The sequence below is a fragment of the Bacillus sp. GbtcB14 genome, assembly GCF_019091205.1.
In the GTDB taxonomy this organism is placed as follows: domain Bacteria; phylum Bacillota; class Bacilli; order Bacillales; family Bacillaceae_G; genus Bacillus_A; species Bacillus_A cereus_AG.
On the sequence record NZ_JAGXJT010000005.1, the window covers coordinates 112,007 to 130,689 of the forward strand.

Below are 18,683 nucleotides of genomic sequence, written 5' to 3' on the forward strand. Positions count from 1 at the left end.
AAGAATATGAAAAAAACAATCATGATTATTTGTCTGATTCTAAGTATGACATGGATTTCAGCATGTACTCCTGGAGTAGGAGAAGGGGAGAATGGTAACTTTGTTCTACCTAATCAGTTGCCCAAAAATGTAGTGTTTAAAAATGGTACAATCTATACTGCAAATGGAAAGCAAGACATTGTAGAGGCTGTAGCTGTTAAAGAAGGAAAAATTACATTTGTTGGTTCAAATAAGGATGTAGAGAGATTTATAAATGAAGATACGAAAGTGGTGGATTTACAAGGACGTTTTATCCTCCCTGGTTTTGTGGACAATCATAATCATATATTTGAAGCGAAATCACCAGCAGCAGGGAATTGTAGTGTCTCACCAGATGCTTCGCTGCAAAAACAACGCTCGTATTTAAAGGCTTGTAAAAAAGATGTGAAAGATGGCGAATGGATAAGTGGAACAGGATTCAGTTTGGAAGAGCTGTTAAAAGATATGGACGAAAAATCAGAACATCAAACGCCATTACAAGTTCTTGATGAGTTATTTCCTAATAATCCCGTATTAATTATGGAAAGGACCTCTCACTCTGTATGGGTTAACTCGAAGGCATTGGAGTTAGCGGGAATAAATAAAGATACGAAAGATCCGCAAGGCGGAAGAATTATTCGGGATCCAGAGACAGGAGAACCGTTTGGTATTCTTTATGATACAGCAGGAGATATCGTAATGGAAAAAGCATGGAATTCTCAGCCCAATCTCTTTGAAAAAAATTATGAAGGTTTGTTAGACGGATTAGATGAGGTTGCTAAGAATGGTATTACTACAGTCGGCGATGGACGTCTCTACTGGAAACGGGGCTGGTTAGATGTTTGGAATAAAGTAAATGATGAGAAAAAGTTAACATCGCGAGTAGTACTTCGTCCGTGGGTATATCCGAATTTAAATGAAGCAGAACAAATGGAGTATTTCAAAAAAATTAAGCGTAATGATGTATCATCTCGAATGCTTATTAATCAAGTGAAGATGTATAGTGATGGAATTAGTATTAATAGTACAGCTAAAATACTAGAAAAATATAAATTTGAGTGGTTTAAAGGAACGCCGTATGGTTTGAACTATATTCCAGAAGAAAAAATGAAATGGTGGTTGACGGAACTGAATAAACTTGGTTACGGTGCACTCATTCATACGATTGGAGATGGCGGGGTAAGAGAGAGTTTAAATGCAATTGAAGCAGCAAAAAAAGAAGGGGCGAATCAGCCTTATACGCTCACACATGTTGAAATGGTAGAAGATAGTGATATAAGTCGTTTTGCTAAGTTAGGTGTTAGTGCTGATTTTCAGGTAGGGCATGATTTTGCGGAAGACCCTAAACAAGGCTGGGCAAGTACGTATTTTTCAGATCAACAGATGAAACGAATTATGCCGTTAGGACGAATTTGGAAAACAGGGGCAAATGTATCGCTTAGTAGTGATTGGGATGTAAACGAACTGAATCCGCTTGTGACGATTTCGAATGCATTAAGCATTGATGACAAGGGTTTGTCTGATGTATATGCAGCTATTGATGCCTATACAATTAAGCCAGCTAAAGCATTAGGTCTTGATAACATCACTGGCTCAATTGAAGTAGGGAAATCAGCTGATATGGTATTACTAAATGAAGATATTACTAAAATGAAGGCCGATAAGATTCCGAATGCGAAAGTTTTGGTGACGGTTTTACAAGGAGAAATAGTGTATCACAAGAAGAAGTAAAGAGTCACCTTATAAAGTTTCTACAAGTAAATGAATATATTCCTGTTGACCTTAACACGATGTCAAAGTTTAGACTGAACTTACATTCGAAGAAGGGGTGAACATGTATGAAAAGTATGGAAAATAGTTTGTTTTATATGCCAGCTGAGTGGGAAAAGCATGAGGGGACATGGCTCCAATGGCCTCATGATAAAGCGCATAGAGGTGAAGGTTACAAAGCTAAGTTAGATGATATTTGGGTAGCGATGGCAAAAGAACTTCATTATGGGGAAAATGTGCATATTGTTGTATGTGATGAAGAAGAGAAAGTACATGTCCAATCAAAGTTAATGGAAGCAAAAGTAAATATGGATAAAATTGATTTCTTAGTTCAGGAAACTGATGATGTTTGGATAAGAGATAATGGACCGATCTTTGTGAAAGATAAAGAGGGAAATCTCCGCCTAACACACTGGGTATTTAATGGTTGGGGGGATAAATATCCGTATGAAAATGATGCTATTATACCAACTAAAATAAGTGAAAGGTATAGTATTCCAAAAGTTGAATCTAGTGTCTGTATAGAGGGCGGAGGAATTGAGGTAAACGGAAACGGGACCTTAATGGCAGCGAAAACTTCTATTATAAATGAGAATCGAAATCCTACACGAAGTCAGAAAGAGATTGAAACGGAGTTGACCAAATATTTAGGAGTAACGAATTTTATATGGATAACCGGTATTCGCGGTGAGGATAATTATGATGAAGATACAGATTATCATATTGATGGTGCAGCACGTTTTGTAAATGAAAATACAATTCTTTATGAATATGATCCTTTCGGGGAAAGTGAATCATACCTTTTGGAAGCGTATGAAAAGCATTATCAAGAATTGCGACAGGCAAGAAATATAGATGGAAAGCCATTTCAGCTCATACCAGTACCGGTGACAAGAAGAATGGTAAAAGAAGCAGACTGTAAGGGCTCATATTTGAATTTTTATATTGGAAATGAAGTTGTATTAGTTCCTATATATGGCGATGAGCATGACAAGTTAGGGCTTCAAATCATTGAAGGGCAGTTTCCGGGAAGAAGAATTGTCGGCATTTATGTAAATGAGCTGTTTGCATATGGTGGCATGATTCATTGCGTAACGCAGCAACATTTAGCATAAAGTAACCCAAATGAAAAAAGCATGCAGAGTATATACTCTGCATGCTTTTTATAATGCTGAAAACTCTTCAACAAGTGAGCTGAAACGATTTAGTGCACTTTCAATCGGTTCTGGCGTAGTTAAATCAACACCAGCTTTTTTCAGTAGATTTAATGGATAGTCAGAACTGCCACCTTTAAGGAATTCAATATAATGTTTTTGAGCATTTGGATCGCCGCTCAATAACTTATCAGCAATTTGGATTGCAGAAGCGAATCCAGTTGCATATTTGTACACGTAAAATGGACGATAAAAATGCGGTATTCTAGCCCAGCCGTATTTTACTTCTTCGTCAAATACGAGAGAGTCGCCATTATACTCTCTAAACAAGTTTTCATAAACTTCGCTAAAGACTTGGGCATTTAATGGTTTACCTTGCTGCGCCATTTCATGTGTGATTTTTTCAAACTCTGCGAACATAATTTGTGTAAAGAAAGTGCCTTTAAATTTCTCGATGAAATGGTTTACTAAATGGTTACGTACATTAGCATCTTTTGCTTCTTTTAATAAATGATGAATTAATAGCACTTCATTTACTGTAGAAGCGACTTCTGCGACAAAAATAGTATAGTGTGCAGAAATTCTTGGTTGGTATCCGTGTGAGTAATGTGTATGCATACCGTGACCACATTCGTGAGTAAGGGTGAAAAGGCTATTTAAATCATCGTGATGATTTAAAAGAATGAAAGGATGAACACCATATACACCAAAGTTATAAGCACCGGAACGTTTTCCTGGCGTTTCTCTCACGTCGATATAACGTTTATCTTTAAAGCTTTTTAATGTTTCGATATATTCTTCACCTAATGGAGCTAGTGATTCGATCATCATGTCAAATGCTTTGTCATATGGAATGTCTTGTTTTACACCCGCTACTAAATCAACGCCCAAGTCGTATTGACGTAGTTCATCTACATTTAATTTTTCTTTTCGAAGTTCATTATAGGTATGTAATGATTGAATATTTTTTTTCGTCGTCTCAATTAAATTTTCATATACTTCTTTCGGAACCATGTCGCCAAATAATGACTTTTCTAAAGCTGATGGATATTTTCTTAGCTTTGAAACAGTAACATTATTTTTAATAGCAGCAGATAAAGTAGAAGCGATAGAATTCTTTAATTGAACGTATGGTTTGTAATAAGCTTTATAGGCTTCTTTACGTTTCTCGCGATTTTCATCTTCTATTAACTTTGCATACATTCCGCGCGTTAAAGCAACTTTTTCTCCATCATCAGTAGTCACTTCACCAAATAGTATATCCGCATTATTTAACATGCCATATGTATGCTGCGGAGAGGAAAGTGCTTCACCCATTTGTGATAAAATCTCTTCTTGGTCTTTATTCAATACGTGTTTTTTATAACGGTATAATTCAAATAAGTCTTCTTTATAATATTGTAAACCTTCTGCTTCTTCTATGTAAGAATGTAATGTGTTTTCATCTACGCTAAGTAAGAATGGGGAAAAGAACGATTTAGCCGCACTTACTTTCACATGTAATTGTGACACTTTATCGACAAGAGATTGAGCGTCAGTATCGCGCGTATCAAGATCAGATTGTAATCGCGCATAAGCGAACATTAAAGATATTATGCTAGAAATTTCTTCACTCTTTGTTAAATAGGCTAATAAACTGTTACCATCGTGAATATGTCCATTAAACTCGTGTAATTCTTTCGTTAATACTTCAATTTTATGAAAATCGCTTTCCCAATCTTCAATGCTATGGTATATATCCGTTAAATCCCATTTCTCTTTATCAGCTACTTGTAGTCGATCTTTAAGTTCTGTCATAATCATTTCCTTTCTAAATATGTAGTTATATTCCTATATAACTATGAAATACAACAAATTGCAAAAAATCCCTGCTGGAAAATGTAAGCCTTGCTAAAATAGCAAGGCTTACATGCTTATAGTGTAATTCCGAATTTTGAATGTAAAAGGTTTGTATATTGCATGTCTGTAACGGTTTCTTTCGTTTTATTACCGTTCTTTGCTACTGTCAGACTATCCTTTGTTAAAGATGCATGCCCATCTTCAGTTAGTTTTACAATAAGAGGTACTTTGTTAAACGGTGAGCCCTTATGTTCGACAATAATCTTTTGTGCTGCATTTGCTTTTTCTTCATCAACTGCTTCTATATAAAATGCATAGCCTAACGTCCAATCATCAGCAGAAGATTGATCCAAAAACTCATTATTTTTACGCATCTCTAAAATGTAGTTTCCTTTTTCGGTTATTTCTTTACGAATACGATAATCTCCTGTAACGGAGTGAATGACTTCACCTGAGAAAGGAACAGGTGCAAGAGGTAAGTATGATCCGAATCCTACTTCAATTAAATAAAGTTCATTATGATGTGTTAAAACAGTTGCTATATGGCCAGAATCAACAGCCCATATAGAATTTGCAGCGTTATACACTGTTCCTGAAACGAGATGAACATCGAATCCAGAGTCTTTCAGGAAGTAATACATAGTGGGATTGAGTTCATAACAAAGACCGCCACGGTTATTTACTAAAATTTTCTCGTTCAAATTTTCTTTTGATATTTCTTTAAAATTCTTTTCGAGAACATTTAAGTTTTCAAATGGGACAGTTTGTGCCATTGCGTACATAATGTTAGGTAAATCTTCAAATGAAACTGTGTCTTTTTCTTCTATATGTAATCTTGCAAAAAATTGCTTTTGAAAGTCGGTCATAGAAATCCCCCCGTTATGCTTTTATAGATAAATTGTAAACAATCTTGAATGAGATGTGAAATTAAAACTACGTTGAATATTTGAAGTTAGACTAAAAATAATGTGGGAGAGTGAGAGATTGCTACTTTACTAATTGTGGAACGAATATTATAATAATTCCGATAAAGTATGCAAACGTTTTCTTTAGAGGGGATGGAGTACAGATGTTTAAAAGAATAACAATAGTCGGATTATCAGTTGTTATGTTTTTACCTAGTATATATGGGGGGAGTAAAGCATATGCAGATACAGTTAACAATGGAACGCTAATGCAGTATTTTGAGTGGTACGCTCCGAATGATGGGAATCATTGGAATCGTTTGCGTACTGATGCTGAAAATTTAGCGCAAAAAGGAATTACATCTGTTTGGATACCACCTGCATATAAAGGAACTACGCAAAATGACGTAGGATATGGAGCATATGATTTATATGATTTAGGTGAATTCAATCAAAAGGGAACAGTGCGGACGAAATATGGGACGAAAGCACAATTGAAATCTGCAATTGACGCTTTACATAAGAAAAACATCGATGTATACGGTGATGTAGTTATGAATCATAAAGGTGGGGCTGATTATACGGAAACTGTCACAGCAGTTGAGGTAGACCCGAGCAATCGAAATGTTGAAGTATCAGGTGATTATGAAATTAGTGCGTGGACGGGATTTAACTTTCCGGGGCGTGGAGATTCTTATTCTAATTTCAAATGGAAATGGTATCATTTTGACGGAACGGATTGGGATGAAGGAAGGAAATTAAACCGAATTTATAAATTTAGGGGCATAGGTAAAGCGTGGGACTGGGAAGTGTCTAGCGAGAATGGGAATTATGATTATTTGATGTATGCGGATCTTGATTTTGATCATCCAGATGTTGCGAATGAAATGAAAAAATGGGGAACGTGGTATGCGAATGAATTAAATTTAGATGGCTTTCGTTTAGATGCTGTTAAACATATTGATCATGAATATTTGCGCGATTGGGTAAATCATGTCAGACAGCAAACGGGGAAAGAAATGTTTGCAGTAGCTGAATATTGGCAAAATGATATCCAGACTTTAAATAATTATTTAGCGAAGGTCAACTATAATCAATCTGTGTTCGATGCACCACTTCATTATAATTTTCATTATGCTTCAAAAGGAAATGGGAATTATGATATGAGAAATATTTTAAAAGGAACAGTAGTTGCGAATCATCCTACACTTGCAGTTACGCTAGTTGAAAATCATGATTCACAGCCTGGTCAGTCATTGGAATCTGTAGTGAGCCCTTGGTTCAAACCGTTGGCATATGCATTTATTTTAACGCGTGCAGAGGGATATCCTTCTGTTTTCTATGGTGATTACTATGGTACAAAAGGAAATAGTAACTATGAAATTCCAGCGTTAAAGGACAAAATTGATCCGATTTTAACGGCACGAAAAAACTTTGCATATGGTACGCAGCGTGATTATTTTGATCATCCAGATGTGATTGGCTGGACAAGAGAAGGTGATAGTGTACATGCTAATTCTGGTTTAGCAACATTAATCTCTGATGGACCAGGAGGTGCAAAGTGGATGGATGTTGGAAAGAATAACGCAGGGGAAATATGGTACGATATTACGGGTAATCAAACAAATACTGTAACAATTAATAAGGACGGGTGGGGGCAGTTCCAAGTAAGTGGAGGATCAGTTTCTATATATGTCCAGAGGTAGGTTTCCACCTTCCTTTTTACATGCTGCATAGTTATAAAGGTATGACACCTTTACTTCTTACAAAACATATAGTATGATGATTTCAGTAAATTAGATTTCAATGACTATAATATAAATTAATGAGAGGTGCTTTTTGTGAGTGCGGTAGGTACTAAATAGGAAAAATTTAATGAAATAAATCGGATAAGACCAGGGGATTTTTATGTATAGCATACCCCTAATTTTGTCATGGATTTATTTCGATACCTATGAAGATACCTACAATACTTTATAAAGCGTGTAATAAGAGGAGTGCCATCCGTTTTTTTATGGCTTATTTCCTCATATGTTATTACACATGCCTTGTAAATGTAAAAGCTGCGGTATCCCCGCAGCTTTTTTGTATATATATTTAATGTATAAAAATGGTAATTGAATAATGTAGAGCTCATTGGAATCTAATGAGTAGGTATCTTCATTTATGATAAAAATCAATCATAGTGAGGAGAAACAAAATGAATACGATGACTTTTGAAAAGTTACAATATAACGAATTAAAGGATATAGTGAAATCTTATTGTGTAAGTGGATTAGGTAAGGAATTATTAAACAAATTAGAGCCGAGTACGAGTATAAAAGTAGTGAAAAATCGCTTGAATGAAACGACAGAAGCACGAGCTATATTAGATGCAGAAGGGCATGTTCCTTTCTTCGGCATTTCTAATATTGCTAGTACAATTCAAAAATTAGAAAAAGGGATGATTTTAGATCCAGAAGAATTAGTAAGTGTTTCTGACTTTTTACGTGGCTGTAGAAAGATTAAAAAATTTATGTTAGATAAAGAATTTTTTGCGCCAGTATTGGCTTCTTATGCAAATTCAATGACTGAATATAAAAGTATTGAAGAGGAAATTAACTTTTCAATTAAAGGTAATAGTATTGATGCAGCTGCAAGTAAAGAGTTAAAACGAATTCGAAATAACATTGATTCGGTAGATGGGAAAATAAAAGAACGTTTAACGAAGTTTTTAAATAGTAGTGCAAATAAGAAGTATATTCAAGAATTCTTTATTAGTAAGAAGGATGATAGGTATACGATTCCAATTAAATCTTCTTATAAAAATCAAGTTGCGGGAAGTATAGTTGAAGCGTCCGCTAAAGGTTCTACTGTATTTATAGAACCGCATACGGTTACGAAATTGAATGCAGAATTAGCAGGTTTGAAAGCAGAAGAAGCGGTTGAAGAGTATCAGATTTTAGCGACTTTATCAGGAATGGTGTTAGAAAACATTTATAGTATAAAGATTAACATGGAGCTAATTAGTCAGTATGATATGGTATTTGCGAAAGCGAAGTTTAGTAAATCAATTGATGGAATAGAGCCGAAATTAAATGATCATGGCTACATTCATTTAGTAAATTGTAAGCATCCGCTTTTAAATGGGAAAGTAGTACCGTTACACTTTGAAATCGGTCAAGACTATCGTAGTTTAATTATTACAGGACCAAATGCGGGCGGGAAGACAATTGTATTAAAAACAATCGGATTGTTAACATTAGCGACAATGTCAGGTCTGCATATTGCTGGAGATAAAGAAACAGAAATTGCTATTTTCGAAAATGTATTTGTAGATATTGGTGATAATCAAAGTATTGAAAATGCACTAAGTACATTTTCATCTCATATGAAAAATCTATCCGAGGTTATGAGGATGGCAAATAATAATACGTTGCTATTATTTGATGAAATAGGAAGCGGGACTGAACCGAATGAAGGAGCAGCACTTGCAATTTCTATTTTAGAAGAGTTGTACCTTGCAGGATGTATTACAGTTGCGAGTACGCATTACGGTGAAATTAAACGCTTCTCAGAAATGCACGATGATTTTATGAATGCAGCAATGCAATTTAATAGTGAGACATTAGAGCCTCTATATAAAATAGTGATCGGTAAATCAGGTGAAAGTAATGCACTTTGGATTGCGAATAAAATGAACGTAAAAGAACATGTACTGAAAAGAGCGAAAGAGTATATGGAAAATAAAGAATATCGGTTTGAAAAACTGAATGAAAGTAAAATTAGAAAACCGAAATTCGTGCAAGAAAAAAGAGAAAATCATTACGATTACCAAATCGGTGATCGTGTAAATTTATTAGATTATGATGATTTTGGTATTATCTATAAGGAAATAGATAATTTCTATAACGCTGTTGTATATTATAACGGTGAATTCGTTGAAGTGAACGTAAAACGTATTACGTTAGAGGTAGCAGCAAAAGAATTATACCCAGAGGGATACGATTTAAATACACTATTTGTCGATTATAAAGAAAGAAAAATGCAGCATGATATTGAACGCGGATCGAAAAAAGCGCTCCGTAAAATTCAAAAAGAAATGAGAAAGAATAGAGGGTAAGTTAAAATGGTAACGATTAGACAAGAACAACAAAATGATTATAGAAAGACAGAAGATGTGGTAAAAGAAGCATTTTTACATGAAGAATTTAGTGATAAAACAGAACATGACCTTGTAAAACGTATTAGAGAATGTGACGCGTTTATTCCAGAGTTATCAATCGTTGCAGTAGATGAGGAAATAGTCGGTCACATTCTGTTATCTAAAATTACGATAGAACAAGATGGAACTTCTGTAGAATCATTAGCACTTGCACCAGTTTCAGTTGCTAGGGGTCATCAGAAGAAAGGGATTGGCGGAAAGCTTATCGCAGCTGCTTTAGAAAAAGCGAAAGAACTTGGATATGGATCAGTTGTTGTGTTAGGACATCCAGAGTACTATCCGAAATTTGGTTTTAAGAAAGCGAGTGAGTGGAATATAAAAGCGCCATTTGAAGTGCCAGATGAAGTGTTTATGGTAATGGAATTAAGGGAAAATGCTCTTGAAGGTGTAGAAGGAATGGTGCAATATTCGAGTGCTTTTGCTGAGTAGGAAAATCGGTTAAGAAATGTAATTATAAAAGACGCTATCTTTTTGTAGGGATATACAGAAAGATAGCGTTTTTTTAGTAAGAATATTACTGACGTATATTTTGCTCTATGAATAATTAAGATGGTAAAATTGATTTAGCAATGTAAAGGGAGCGAAGAGAATGAATAAGCGAGAAACAGAGAGAAATGAGAATGCAGTTACGTTATATGTTACAAGACACGGTAAAACAATATTAAATACGAATCATCGCGCGCAAGGTTGGGCAGACTCTCCGTTAGTAGAAAAAGGTGTGGAAGTTGCCACTAATTTAGGAACAGGATTAAAAGATATTCATTTTACGAATGCGTATAGTAGTGACAGCGGCCGCGCAATTGAAACTGCTAATTTAGTATTAAAATATAGTGAGCAGTCAAAATTGAAACTTGAGCAAAGAAAAGATTTACGAGAATTGAATTTCGGTATTTTTGAAGGTGAAAAGCTTGAAAATATGTGGGATGTAGTTGGAAAAGCTGCAGGCGTTTCGTCACCAGAAGAACTCATGAAGTTTTCTATTCAAGAAGTTATTGATCTTATTAGAGCAGCAGATCCTACGAAACAAGCGGAAGATTGGGAGTTGTTTTCTACTCGTATAAAAGCAGAGATTGATCAAATTAGTGAAGAAGCTGCTAAAAATGGCGGCGGTAACGTATTAGTTGTCGTTCATGGGCTTTTGATTACTGCCTTAATAGAAATGTTAGACAGTAGCAAAACAAAACTTGGAGTGGAAAACGCTAGTGTGACGAAGGTTGTATATCAAGGTGGAACATATACAGTCGAGTCAGTTGGAGATATGAGCTATGTTGCAAAAGGGAAAGAAAGTGTGGAAATATAATACTATCTCAAATAGATATAAGAAAAGGAAGGTAGAGAAATCTAGCTTCCTTTTGTGTATTATGGGATTAATAAAATCTTCCCAGTACTTTTACGGCTTTCTAATAATTCATGAGCACGGGCACCGTCTTGTAAAGAGAATGTAGTAGGACTCGCGATGTTTAATTTTCCAGTAGCGATCCAATTAAATAATTGAGTAGAGCGCTGCTTACGTTCTTCAAAAGTAGTAAGCACGTTCCAAAGGTCTCCACCAGTTAACGTTTTTGAAGTATCCATAAGCATACGCGGATCAACAGGCGCAGGATTACCACCAGCCATTCCGAAAAATACGACAGTACCACCAATTTTAGTAGCGTTAAAACTTTCCTCAAGTGTAGAGCCTACGGATTCATATACAACATTTACTCCAGTATCATTTGTTATTTCAAGTACTTTTGAAGGCCATGCTTCAGTATACAAAAATACGTGATCAGCACCAGCTAACGTGGCTACGTTTGCTTTTTCGTTTGATGACGTGAGGCCAATTACTGTTCCGCCCTGTAGTTTAATCATTTGAATAAGAAGTTGCCCAACACCACCAGCTGCGGCATGAACTAAAGCTACATCACCTTGTTTTATTTGATAGCTATCTTTCGTTAAATAGTGTGCTGTTAGACCTTGCAATAAGACAGAAGCGGCTGTTTCAAAAGAAATAGATTTAGGAAGTGGGATTGCTTTCTCTGATGGAACAGCTACTAGTTCTGCGTTTGCAAATGGAACATCAGCAAATGCAATACGGTCTCCAGGGTTGATATTCGTAACGTTAGCTCCCACTTCTTCAACAATACCAGCGCCTTCATAACCTAATATATATGGTGGATTGCCAGCGAGATGATAATCGCCGCGGCGTCTATAAATATCGGCGAAATTTAAACCGATTGCTTTCGTGCGGACAAGAATTTCATTTGGTTTTATGATTGGATCATGTATTTCTTTATATTGTAGTACATTAGCGTCTCCGAATGTTTCGAAACAAAGTGCTTTCATATGGAATACCTCCATTTATATTGTTTGTCGATGTTCTTTATCATACAATACAAATATCAATAGGAAAAGAGGATTATTCCGATGGAATCAATCGGAAATATCGATCGAAAAAGAGGGACGATAAATGGAGATAAAACAATTAATTACATTTAAAGTAGCGGCAGAGACTTTGAATTTTACCCAAACTGCGAAGAAATTAAACTTTGCTCAATCGAGCGTAACGGCGCAAATTAAAACGTTAGAGGCTGAGCTTGGTACGCCGTTATTTGAGAGATTAGGAAAACGACTTTTCTTAACTGAAGCAGGAAGGAAGTTTCAACTATATGCCGATAAGATGATTGCGCTCAGTAACGAAGCAAAAATGGCTGTGAAAGATGATGAAGAAATAGCAGGTACATTAATAATTGGTGCACAAGAAAGTCAGTGTACATATAGACTTCCATCCATATTGAAGAGGTTTAAAGCACAATTTCCTCAAATAAAGCTTATATTTAAACCAGCGCAGTCCAATAAAGATGCGAAGGGACAATTGATGGAGGGGAAAGTTGATCTTGCATTTATTTTGGACGAATGTAAAACAGAAGATGTTTTGCATGTGGAACCGCTTATGAAAGAAGAATTAAAAGTAGTGGCGGCTCCAGTGCATCGTTTACTTGAACAGCCTTCCGTCTCTATAAAAGATTTAGAGAGTGAAACACTGTTACTAACAGAACTCGGTTGCTCGTATCGGACTTTATTTGAAGAGTTATTTCGCAGGGAAGACGTATATCCAGCAAATAAGATTGAATTTGTTAGTGTCGAGGCAATTAAACAATGTGTTATTGCAGATTTAGGTATAGCAGTTTTACCAGCAATAGTAGTAGAAAAAGATATACGAGAAGGGACGATAAAAGAGTTACATTTAGAAAATGCAATCTCTCCGATTTATACACAAATTGCTTGGCATAAAGATAAATGGATGACAGCGCCGTTACAGCAATTTATTGATGTAACGAGGGAGTCTTTTACAAAGAAGTAAGTGGAGAAATATTTGTTTTATACGAAAGAAGAATAGCACTTTTGTATAGAGAAAACCGATACTTGGATGAAACAAGTATCGGTTCTTTATAGCATATTTTTATAATCACTTTTAAGTATGGCCATAATAATTTCATCCGAGTATGTATCGTTATAAAATAAAGATTGACGTAAAGTTCCTTCTTTTATAAACCCAACCTTTTCATAAGCTCTAATTCCACGTAAGTTATGGCTAAATACTTCTAACTGTAAACGATTTAATGTGAGTTGTTCAAAAACAAACTTTAAAACTATTTTAATAGCTTCAGTTCCATATCCTTTTCCGGTTAAGGGAATAGAAATCATCGATATTCTGAATACTGCTTTTTGGTTCTCCTCATCGATATTTAAAATCGATAACTCTCCAATCATTTCGTCATTGCCTTTCAAGCAAATAGCGAAATCATAGCGACTTGAATCATTATTTATATTTTCTATATGTTTCTTAATTTGTTCTAATGAAAAAGTAGGCTTGGTCCCAGTCATATATCTTATTTCTTTATCCATCGTACTTTCTAATATAATGGGTGCATCTAGTTCACAAAGGGGCCTTAAATAAATTCTTTCACTCTCTAATCTCATTATAAATTTCTCCTTAAGTTTGGTGATAGAGTATATAAATATTTTTGCTCTACATGGAAGAAGAGTTTTATTTTGTGTATTGTTTGAAAAGTATGTGTCTTACTTTGATGTTACATGAATTTTATCATGATATGGTATACCTAAAACGAATAATAAAAGTTTTATACATAACAAAATGCATCAACGAGTTTTTTATAGATATTTTAAGCTGAAAACAAGCATGTACCAATAATCTACATTGTAGTTCAACAAGAATTAAATTATTTTATCGTCACTTTAAAAGCGCGTGTCTTTATCGTTTTTCAAAACAAGCCTTTTTTGTTTATTTATCCCCCCTTAACGGATAGTAAGACTCCACATTCGAATTGCGAATGAAGCAAAGTAGGTGGGTGGAAGTGGGCTCACTCATAAAAGCCTGATTTAGTATGGATGTTCCTTTAATGTTTTTTGGGATAATTTAACATTAAATATTTTATTTTATCCAAATTTATGCTGTAATTAAAATAAAGGAGGCAAGTAAATGGGGAATGAGATTAAACGATATGTAATATGTACTTTAATAGTTACATGGACACTTTGGGGGTTATTAATTAGCTTGATAAGATTAAACATTACGACATTTGGTACACCGCTAGCGAGGATACTATTTGTTTTCGGCGGAATCATGCCGGCAATCATTGCGATTAGTCTAAAGAAAAAATATGGATCAAAAGAGGAGTTTAGAAGTTTCATTAAAAATATTGTAAATCCTAAACATCACTTTGCATGGTATATTCTAATCACTATTCTAGCTTTTATTAGCTGTTACCTTCCAACGATATTTGGTGGAGCAACGATGCAAAAACCATTATACGTGGCGTTACTTAGTTTTCCAATAATGATCGTTGGTGGTGGTCTTGAAGAAATTGGATGGAGAGGATTCTTACAACCTGCCCTTCAGAAAAGATTTTCGGCATTTTTAAGTACGGTTATTGTAAGCTTTATATGGGCAATTTGGCACTGGCCGTTATGGTTTATTCCAGGCACGAATCAAACTCAAAGGGATTTTATAGCCTTTATAATTACGACAATTGCTGTTTCTTTCTTATTAACTACAATTTTTAACGCAACTAAAAGTATTTTTATGTGTCTAATTTTTCATGCGCTTCTGAATTCTTTTTGGAGTGTGTACGTGCCAAATGATAAAATTTTACCAGCATTTTCAACTTTATTTTTCGGAATATTCGTATTTATTTTGTGCAAAGTTGTAATAAAAAGAAAGAACCTCTTATTGATTAGGTAACTGCAATAATAAAAGGAAACATATTAATATATTTTTTTGGGATATGAAACTAATAAATAAGAACACGACACAAACATAATTAAAATAACATACAAGTTTGTGCCGCAAAAAAATTGCAGAACTATAAACAACATCAAAAAGAATGAAGAGCCTTTTCATATATAAACAATGCTAACGACAGTTATAGTAGTTGAGTTGTTAGAATTAACTAAGATCTGTATCAGGAGGAGTGTATCCGAGGTGACGAGCCATGGATACGATTTGTCCTTTATGATGAAACTCATGTGTTTCTGTATGAGTTAAAAGCCATAGCGGTGTTGTACTCCAAGGTTCTTTTTGCCATTTCACTTCATTGGCTATATTTTCGAGCCAACGGTCATTGTATTCATCTAAAAAACGTTGTACAGTCTCATCTACTAACTTAAATCTAGCACGGACTATTGCCACATCTGCATGCTCAATTTCATAATCACTAGCGAATGAAAAATCTGCTCGTTTTTGCTTGAATGCGAATGATCCAAGCCAGTATTGATAGCAATCGGCTACATGAATATGCGTCTTTATAATGCTACCGTTCCCGAAATTAGGAACAGTGCTATGTAATTTTTCTAGTGGGATTTCTTCCAAAAACGAAAATAGAGTTTCTCTTGTAGCGCTAATAAGATTATATTGCTGTTTTAAAACATGTAACATGAAATTAACACTCCTCTTTTATTTACTAAACTATTTGTGTAGTAAGTAATTCTATATTTACGAGAGGTGAACCTTTTTATTATTTTTACTAAGCAAATTAGATGTATTTCTTCATTGTTTCTGATAAATTAAACAAAGTGAAACTTTAATAAGTTGAACATTCTTAGTTCATAATAAATTGTACATCAAGAAGGGGAACGATAAAATGAATAGACTAGTGGGTTTAAAACAATTTGAAATAACGCGCGGGGCGTTACTTAAATTTATGGAAACGTTAGATGATAAAACTGCGGATACGCAGCCAGAGGGTTTTAACAATACAATTCGTTGGCATATCGGTCACGTGTTAACAGCAGCAGAAGTTTTCATGTTTGGAAAAGAATTTAAACAATTACCAACTGAATACCCAGGTATGTTTGGATATGGATCACGACCATCTAAATGGAAAACAGAAGGACCATCGTTAGAAGTATTAACGGCTCAATTAAAAGAACAAGCAAAACGTATTAACGAAATTCCAGCAGAAGCATTTGAAAATAAACTGCCAGAGCCATTCCTAGGATTGGAAACAGTAGGGGAGCTTTACGGTATGATGCTTTATCATGAAGCTGATCATATTGGGCAAATGAAAGCGATGGAACGTATTATTAAAGCTCTTTAGTCTTAATTGCATATAACAAGCAATACAGTTGTAATGTTAAATAATATATACAAAAAAGGTAGATAAATTATTATCTACCTTTTTTGTATAACTTCTTGAAGGATTAGGGATTATCATCGTGGTGCTGATGAAGAAGGATAAGAGAATTTTATAATTTTTATGGTGTGATTATTAATTATAGTATTCCTAAATATGGAATATACGTATAATAATAGAGAAGAACTAGAAATAGGGGTGAATACTATGATTACATTAGAACAAAAGTTGGAGCAATATAAACATACATATGTACAGTTAAAGGGAGAACTAAAATGGAAAACGAGTGATTCTCGAACAGGAATGATGATTGCTGCTATGTATGCAGGTAGTGATAAATTGTTTGATCTCGGACGTTTTTTAGAAATTAGTAGTTATATTAAGAATCAGGTAGGGATGTTTTCATACTTAAAGTCTTATCATCGTTTTGTAGTGGCCGCAACATTAGATATTCACTTTACAGATTACAAGAAAGCTTTTCGGGAGTTTTTAGATTTATATGAACAATTGGTCACTGGTGGCTTTAGCCGGAGTATATTTACTTATCTCGCAGCAGCGGTGCTTTTAACAGAAGAAGATGAACAGCATGGCGCGCACATTGAGCGTTCGATGCAAGTATATAAACGCATGAAAAAGGATCACCTCTTTCTTACAAGTACAAATGATTATCCGCTCGCGGTTTTATTAGCAGGACAATCAGAGCATGTAGAAACACTTATGGACCGAGTAGAACGTCTGTATCAGAAACTAGCGACAGCTGGCTTGCGTAAAGGGAATGATCTTCAATTTTTAAGTCATATTCTCTCACTAAAAAAGGATGTCAGGGAAGAACTAATAGTTGCAAAATGCACAAATATATGGAATTTGTTAAAGCAAGAAAAGGTAAAAGTGAAACAGATGCATTATCCAGCTATCGGGCTACTAGCGTTACTTGAGGATGGAGAAAAAGAGATTCATTCTATTAAAGCATTTATTGAAAAATTGCAGGGAGAGAAATTGTTCCGTTGGCATACAGATACAAATATTCTTATTGCTATTCAGCTGTTCGTAAGTCAGAAAGGTGAGGAAAGTAAAGCTACCAACACAGGTTTACAAACTATGATAGAAGTCCTTATACAAGCACAACAAGCAGCTATGATGGCAACGATTGCCGCTTCATCTGCAGCGACATCTGCAGCTAGTACTAGTTCATAATGTGCAACTGCTTATGCTCTTGTAATTTATAACTCCTTTGATAAGGACGGTAAAAAAGCCCATCAATCTCTAATGAGTGATGGGCTAACTATTTTTATATAATCAGTATTATCTTTTCGACGCCTTCAAATGTTTGAGTTGCGTAACAATCATAATGCTAATAACAACGAGTAAAAACCATGAGCTAATTTTGCTTAAGTGAACGAGATTCCACGCTTCACGTTGATTTGGATATTGCCATGCACCGAAAAATGTTGCGATGTTCTCTGCAATCCAAATAAAGAACCCGATAAGGAAAAAGGAAAGAACGAGTGGCATTTTATATGTAACGCCTCGTAATGAAAATTCCACAAATGTCCGAAAGAAAACGATGAATAATAGTAAAGTTAATACCCATCTAAAGTCATATAGAAAATGATGTGTGAAAAAATTAAAGTAAATCATTGCGCCTAGCGGTACGGCAAAAATAGCCCTCGGCCAATGGTGCATTTGTAAATGCAATCTTCTCCACGCTTGGCATATGTAACTGGCAACACTTGCATACATAAAACCACTGTAAAGCGGAACTCCAAAAACTTTTGAATAAGCTTCTTCTGGATAACTCCATGAACCGAAATGTACTTTATATATTTCTAGTAGAAGGCCGACAAAATGGAAGACGGTAATTACTTTTAATTCGTCTTTCGTTTCAAGTCCAGTTTTGTACATAATCCACTGCATAAGAAGACATACGATGAGTATGAAATCGTAGCGGTATAATCCTGGGATAGAAATGATTTTTGATAGGGCTAGTGTTAAGAAAATAACAACTGGGAATAAGCAAGATAATGCTTGCTCGTAAGTGAAGTGTAGTAGTTGTTTTATATAGAACATTGTGTCACCTTCAATATTTTTATTTGAAAACTCAAAATAATGACTAAGTATACTACAATTTTAAAAATAAGCTAGTAGTCTATTTTGCGTG

The 18,683-nt window shown here is 34.9% G+C and carries 16 protein-coding genes; 10 read left to right on the forward strand and 6 right to left on the reverse strand.

Translation table 11 applies throughout. The annotated features are described in order from the left end of the window. Positions 1–6: 6 nt before the first annotated feature. Together KVT31_RS16120 and KVT31_RS16125 are read left to right on the forward strand one after the other, a co-directional pair. Positions 7–1,749 (forward strand): amidohydrolase, encoded by a 1,743-nt coding sequence (locus KVT31_RS16120; RefSeq protein WP_088097192.1) that lies wholly within the window; start codon positions 7–9, stop codon positions 1,747–1,749. Positions 1,750–1,856: 107 nt separating this feature from the next. Further along, positions 1,857–2,903 (forward strand): agmatine deiminase family protein, encoded by a 1,047-nt coding sequence (locus tag KVT31_RS16125; protein WP_088097191.1) that lies wholly within the window; start codon positions 1,857–1,859, stop codon positions 2,901–2,903. Between the two features lie 48 nt (positions 2,904–2,951). On the opposite strand, the gene pepF is transcribed toward KVT31_RS16125, so the two are convergent. Further along, positions 2,952–4,739, reverse strand: a complete 1,788-nt coding sequence (gene pepF / locus KVT31_RS16130) for an oligoendopeptidase F (protein WP_088097190.1) — start codon at positions 4,737–4,739, stop codon at positions 2,952–2,954. A gap of 116 nt (positions 4,740–4,855) precedes the next feature. Continuing rightward, positions 4,856–5,647 (reverse strand): arylamine N-acetyltransferase family protein, encoded by a 792-nt coding sequence (locus KVT31_RS16135; protein WP_088097189.1) that lies wholly within the window; start codon positions 5,645–5,647, stop codon positions 4,856–4,858. A gap of 203 nt (positions 5,648–5,850) precedes the next feature. Between KVT31_RS16135 and amyS the strand changes: the two genes are divergently transcribed. From amyS to KVT31_RS16155, 4 genes are all read left to right on the forward strand, one after another. Then, positions 5,851–7,392, forward strand: coding sequence for an alpha-amylase (gene amyS / locus KVT31_RS16140; RefSeq protein ID WP_088097188.1), 1,542 nt, complete (start codon positions 5,851–5,853; stop codon positions 7,390–7,392). A gap of 494 nt (positions 7,393–7,886) precedes the next feature. Further along, on the forward strand, positions 7,887–9,788 hold the full coding sequence (locus KVT31_RS16145) for an endonuclease MutS2 (RefSeq protein WP_088097187.1): 1,902 nt from the start codon (positions 7,887–7,889) through the stop codon (positions 9,786–9,788). 6 nt (positions 9,789–9,794) lie between these two features. Continuing rightward, positions 9,795–10,319: a GNAT family N-acetyltransferase gene (locus KVT31_RS16150; protein WP_088097186.1), complete on the forward strand. Its 525-nt coding sequence runs from the start codon at positions 9,795–9,797 to the stop codon at positions 10,317–10,319. Positions 10,320–10,479: 160 nt separating this feature from the next. After that, entirely contained in the window at positions 10,480–11,190 is a 711-nt protein-coding gene (locus KVT31_RS16155) for a histidine phosphatase family protein (RefSeq protein ID WP_088097185.1), read from the forward strand. A 59-nt stretch (positions 11,191–11,249) separates the two neighbouring features. On the opposite strand, the gene KVT31_RS16160 is transcribed toward KVT31_RS16155, so the two are convergent. Then, a complete protein-coding gene (locus tag KVT31_RS16160; RefSeq protein WP_088097184.1) occupies positions 11,250–12,215 on the reverse strand; it encodes a quinone oxidoreductase family protein in 966 nt (321 codons plus the stop codon). A gap of 124 nt (positions 12,216–12,339) precedes the next feature. Here KVT31_RS16160 and KVT31_RS16165 point away from each other — a divergent pair, with 124 nt between their 5' ends. Further along, positions 12,340–13,233 carry a LysR family transcriptional regulator gene (locus KVT31_RS16165; RefSeq protein ID WP_088097183.1) on the forward strand — a complete coding sequence of 298 codons (894 nt, stop codon included), beginning with the start codon at positions 12,340–12,342 and terminating at the stop codon, positions 13,231–13,233. 86 nt (positions 13,234–13,319) lie between these two features. Here KVT31_RS16165 and KVT31_RS16170 read toward each other — a convergent pair whose 3' ends face one another. Then, a complete protein-coding gene (locus tag KVT31_RS16170; protein ID WP_088097182.1) occupies positions 13,320–13,853 on the reverse strand; it encodes a GNAT family N-acetyltransferase in 534 nt (177 codons plus the stop codon). Between the two features lie 520 nt (positions 13,854–14,373). Here KVT31_RS16170 and KVT31_RS16175 point away from each other — a divergent pair. After that, positions 14,374–15,135 (forward strand): CPBP family intramembrane glutamic endopeptidase, encoded by a 762-nt coding sequence (locus KVT31_RS16175; RefSeq protein ID WP_088097181.1) that lies wholly within the window; start codon positions 14,374–14,376, stop codon positions 15,133–15,135. A 204-nt stretch (positions 15,136–15,339) separates the two neighbouring features. Here KVT31_RS16175 and KVT31_RS16180 read toward each other — a convergent pair whose 3' ends face one another. Continuing rightward, the gene (locus KVT31_RS16180) at positions 15,340–15,828 is read right to left on the reverse strand and encodes a DinB family protein (protein WP_088097180.1); all 489 of its coding nucleotides are present in this window, start codon (positions 15,826–15,828) and stop codon (positions 15,340–15,342) included. A 205-nt stretch (positions 15,829–16,033) separates the two neighbouring features. Here KVT31_RS16180 and KVT31_RS16185 point away from each other — a divergent pair, with 205 nt between their 5' ends. Both KVT31_RS16185 and KVT31_RS16190 read left to right on the forward strand, forming a co-directional pair. After that, entirely contained in the window at positions 16,034–16,489 is a 456-nt protein-coding gene (locus KVT31_RS16185; RefSeq protein ID WP_001081119.1) for a DinB family protein, read from the forward strand. 192 nt (positions 16,490–16,681) lie between these two features. Next, positions 16,682–17,719 (forward strand): DUF4003 domain-containing protein, encoded by a 1,038-nt coding sequence (locus tag KVT31_RS16190; RefSeq protein WP_098343531.1) that lies wholly within the window; start codon positions 16,682–16,684, stop codon positions 17,717–17,719. 108 nt (positions 17,720–17,827) lie between these two features. Here the strand turns inward: KVT31_RS16190 and KVT31_RS16195 are convergent, their stop codons facing one another. Next, positions 17,828–18,592 carry a DUF817 domain-containing protein gene (locus tag KVT31_RS16195; RefSeq protein ID WP_088097178.1) on the reverse strand — a complete coding sequence of 255 codons (765 nt, stop codon included), beginning with the start codon at positions 18,590–18,592 and terminating at the stop codon, positions 17,828–17,830. Positions 18,593–18,683: the final 91 nt, after the last annotated feature.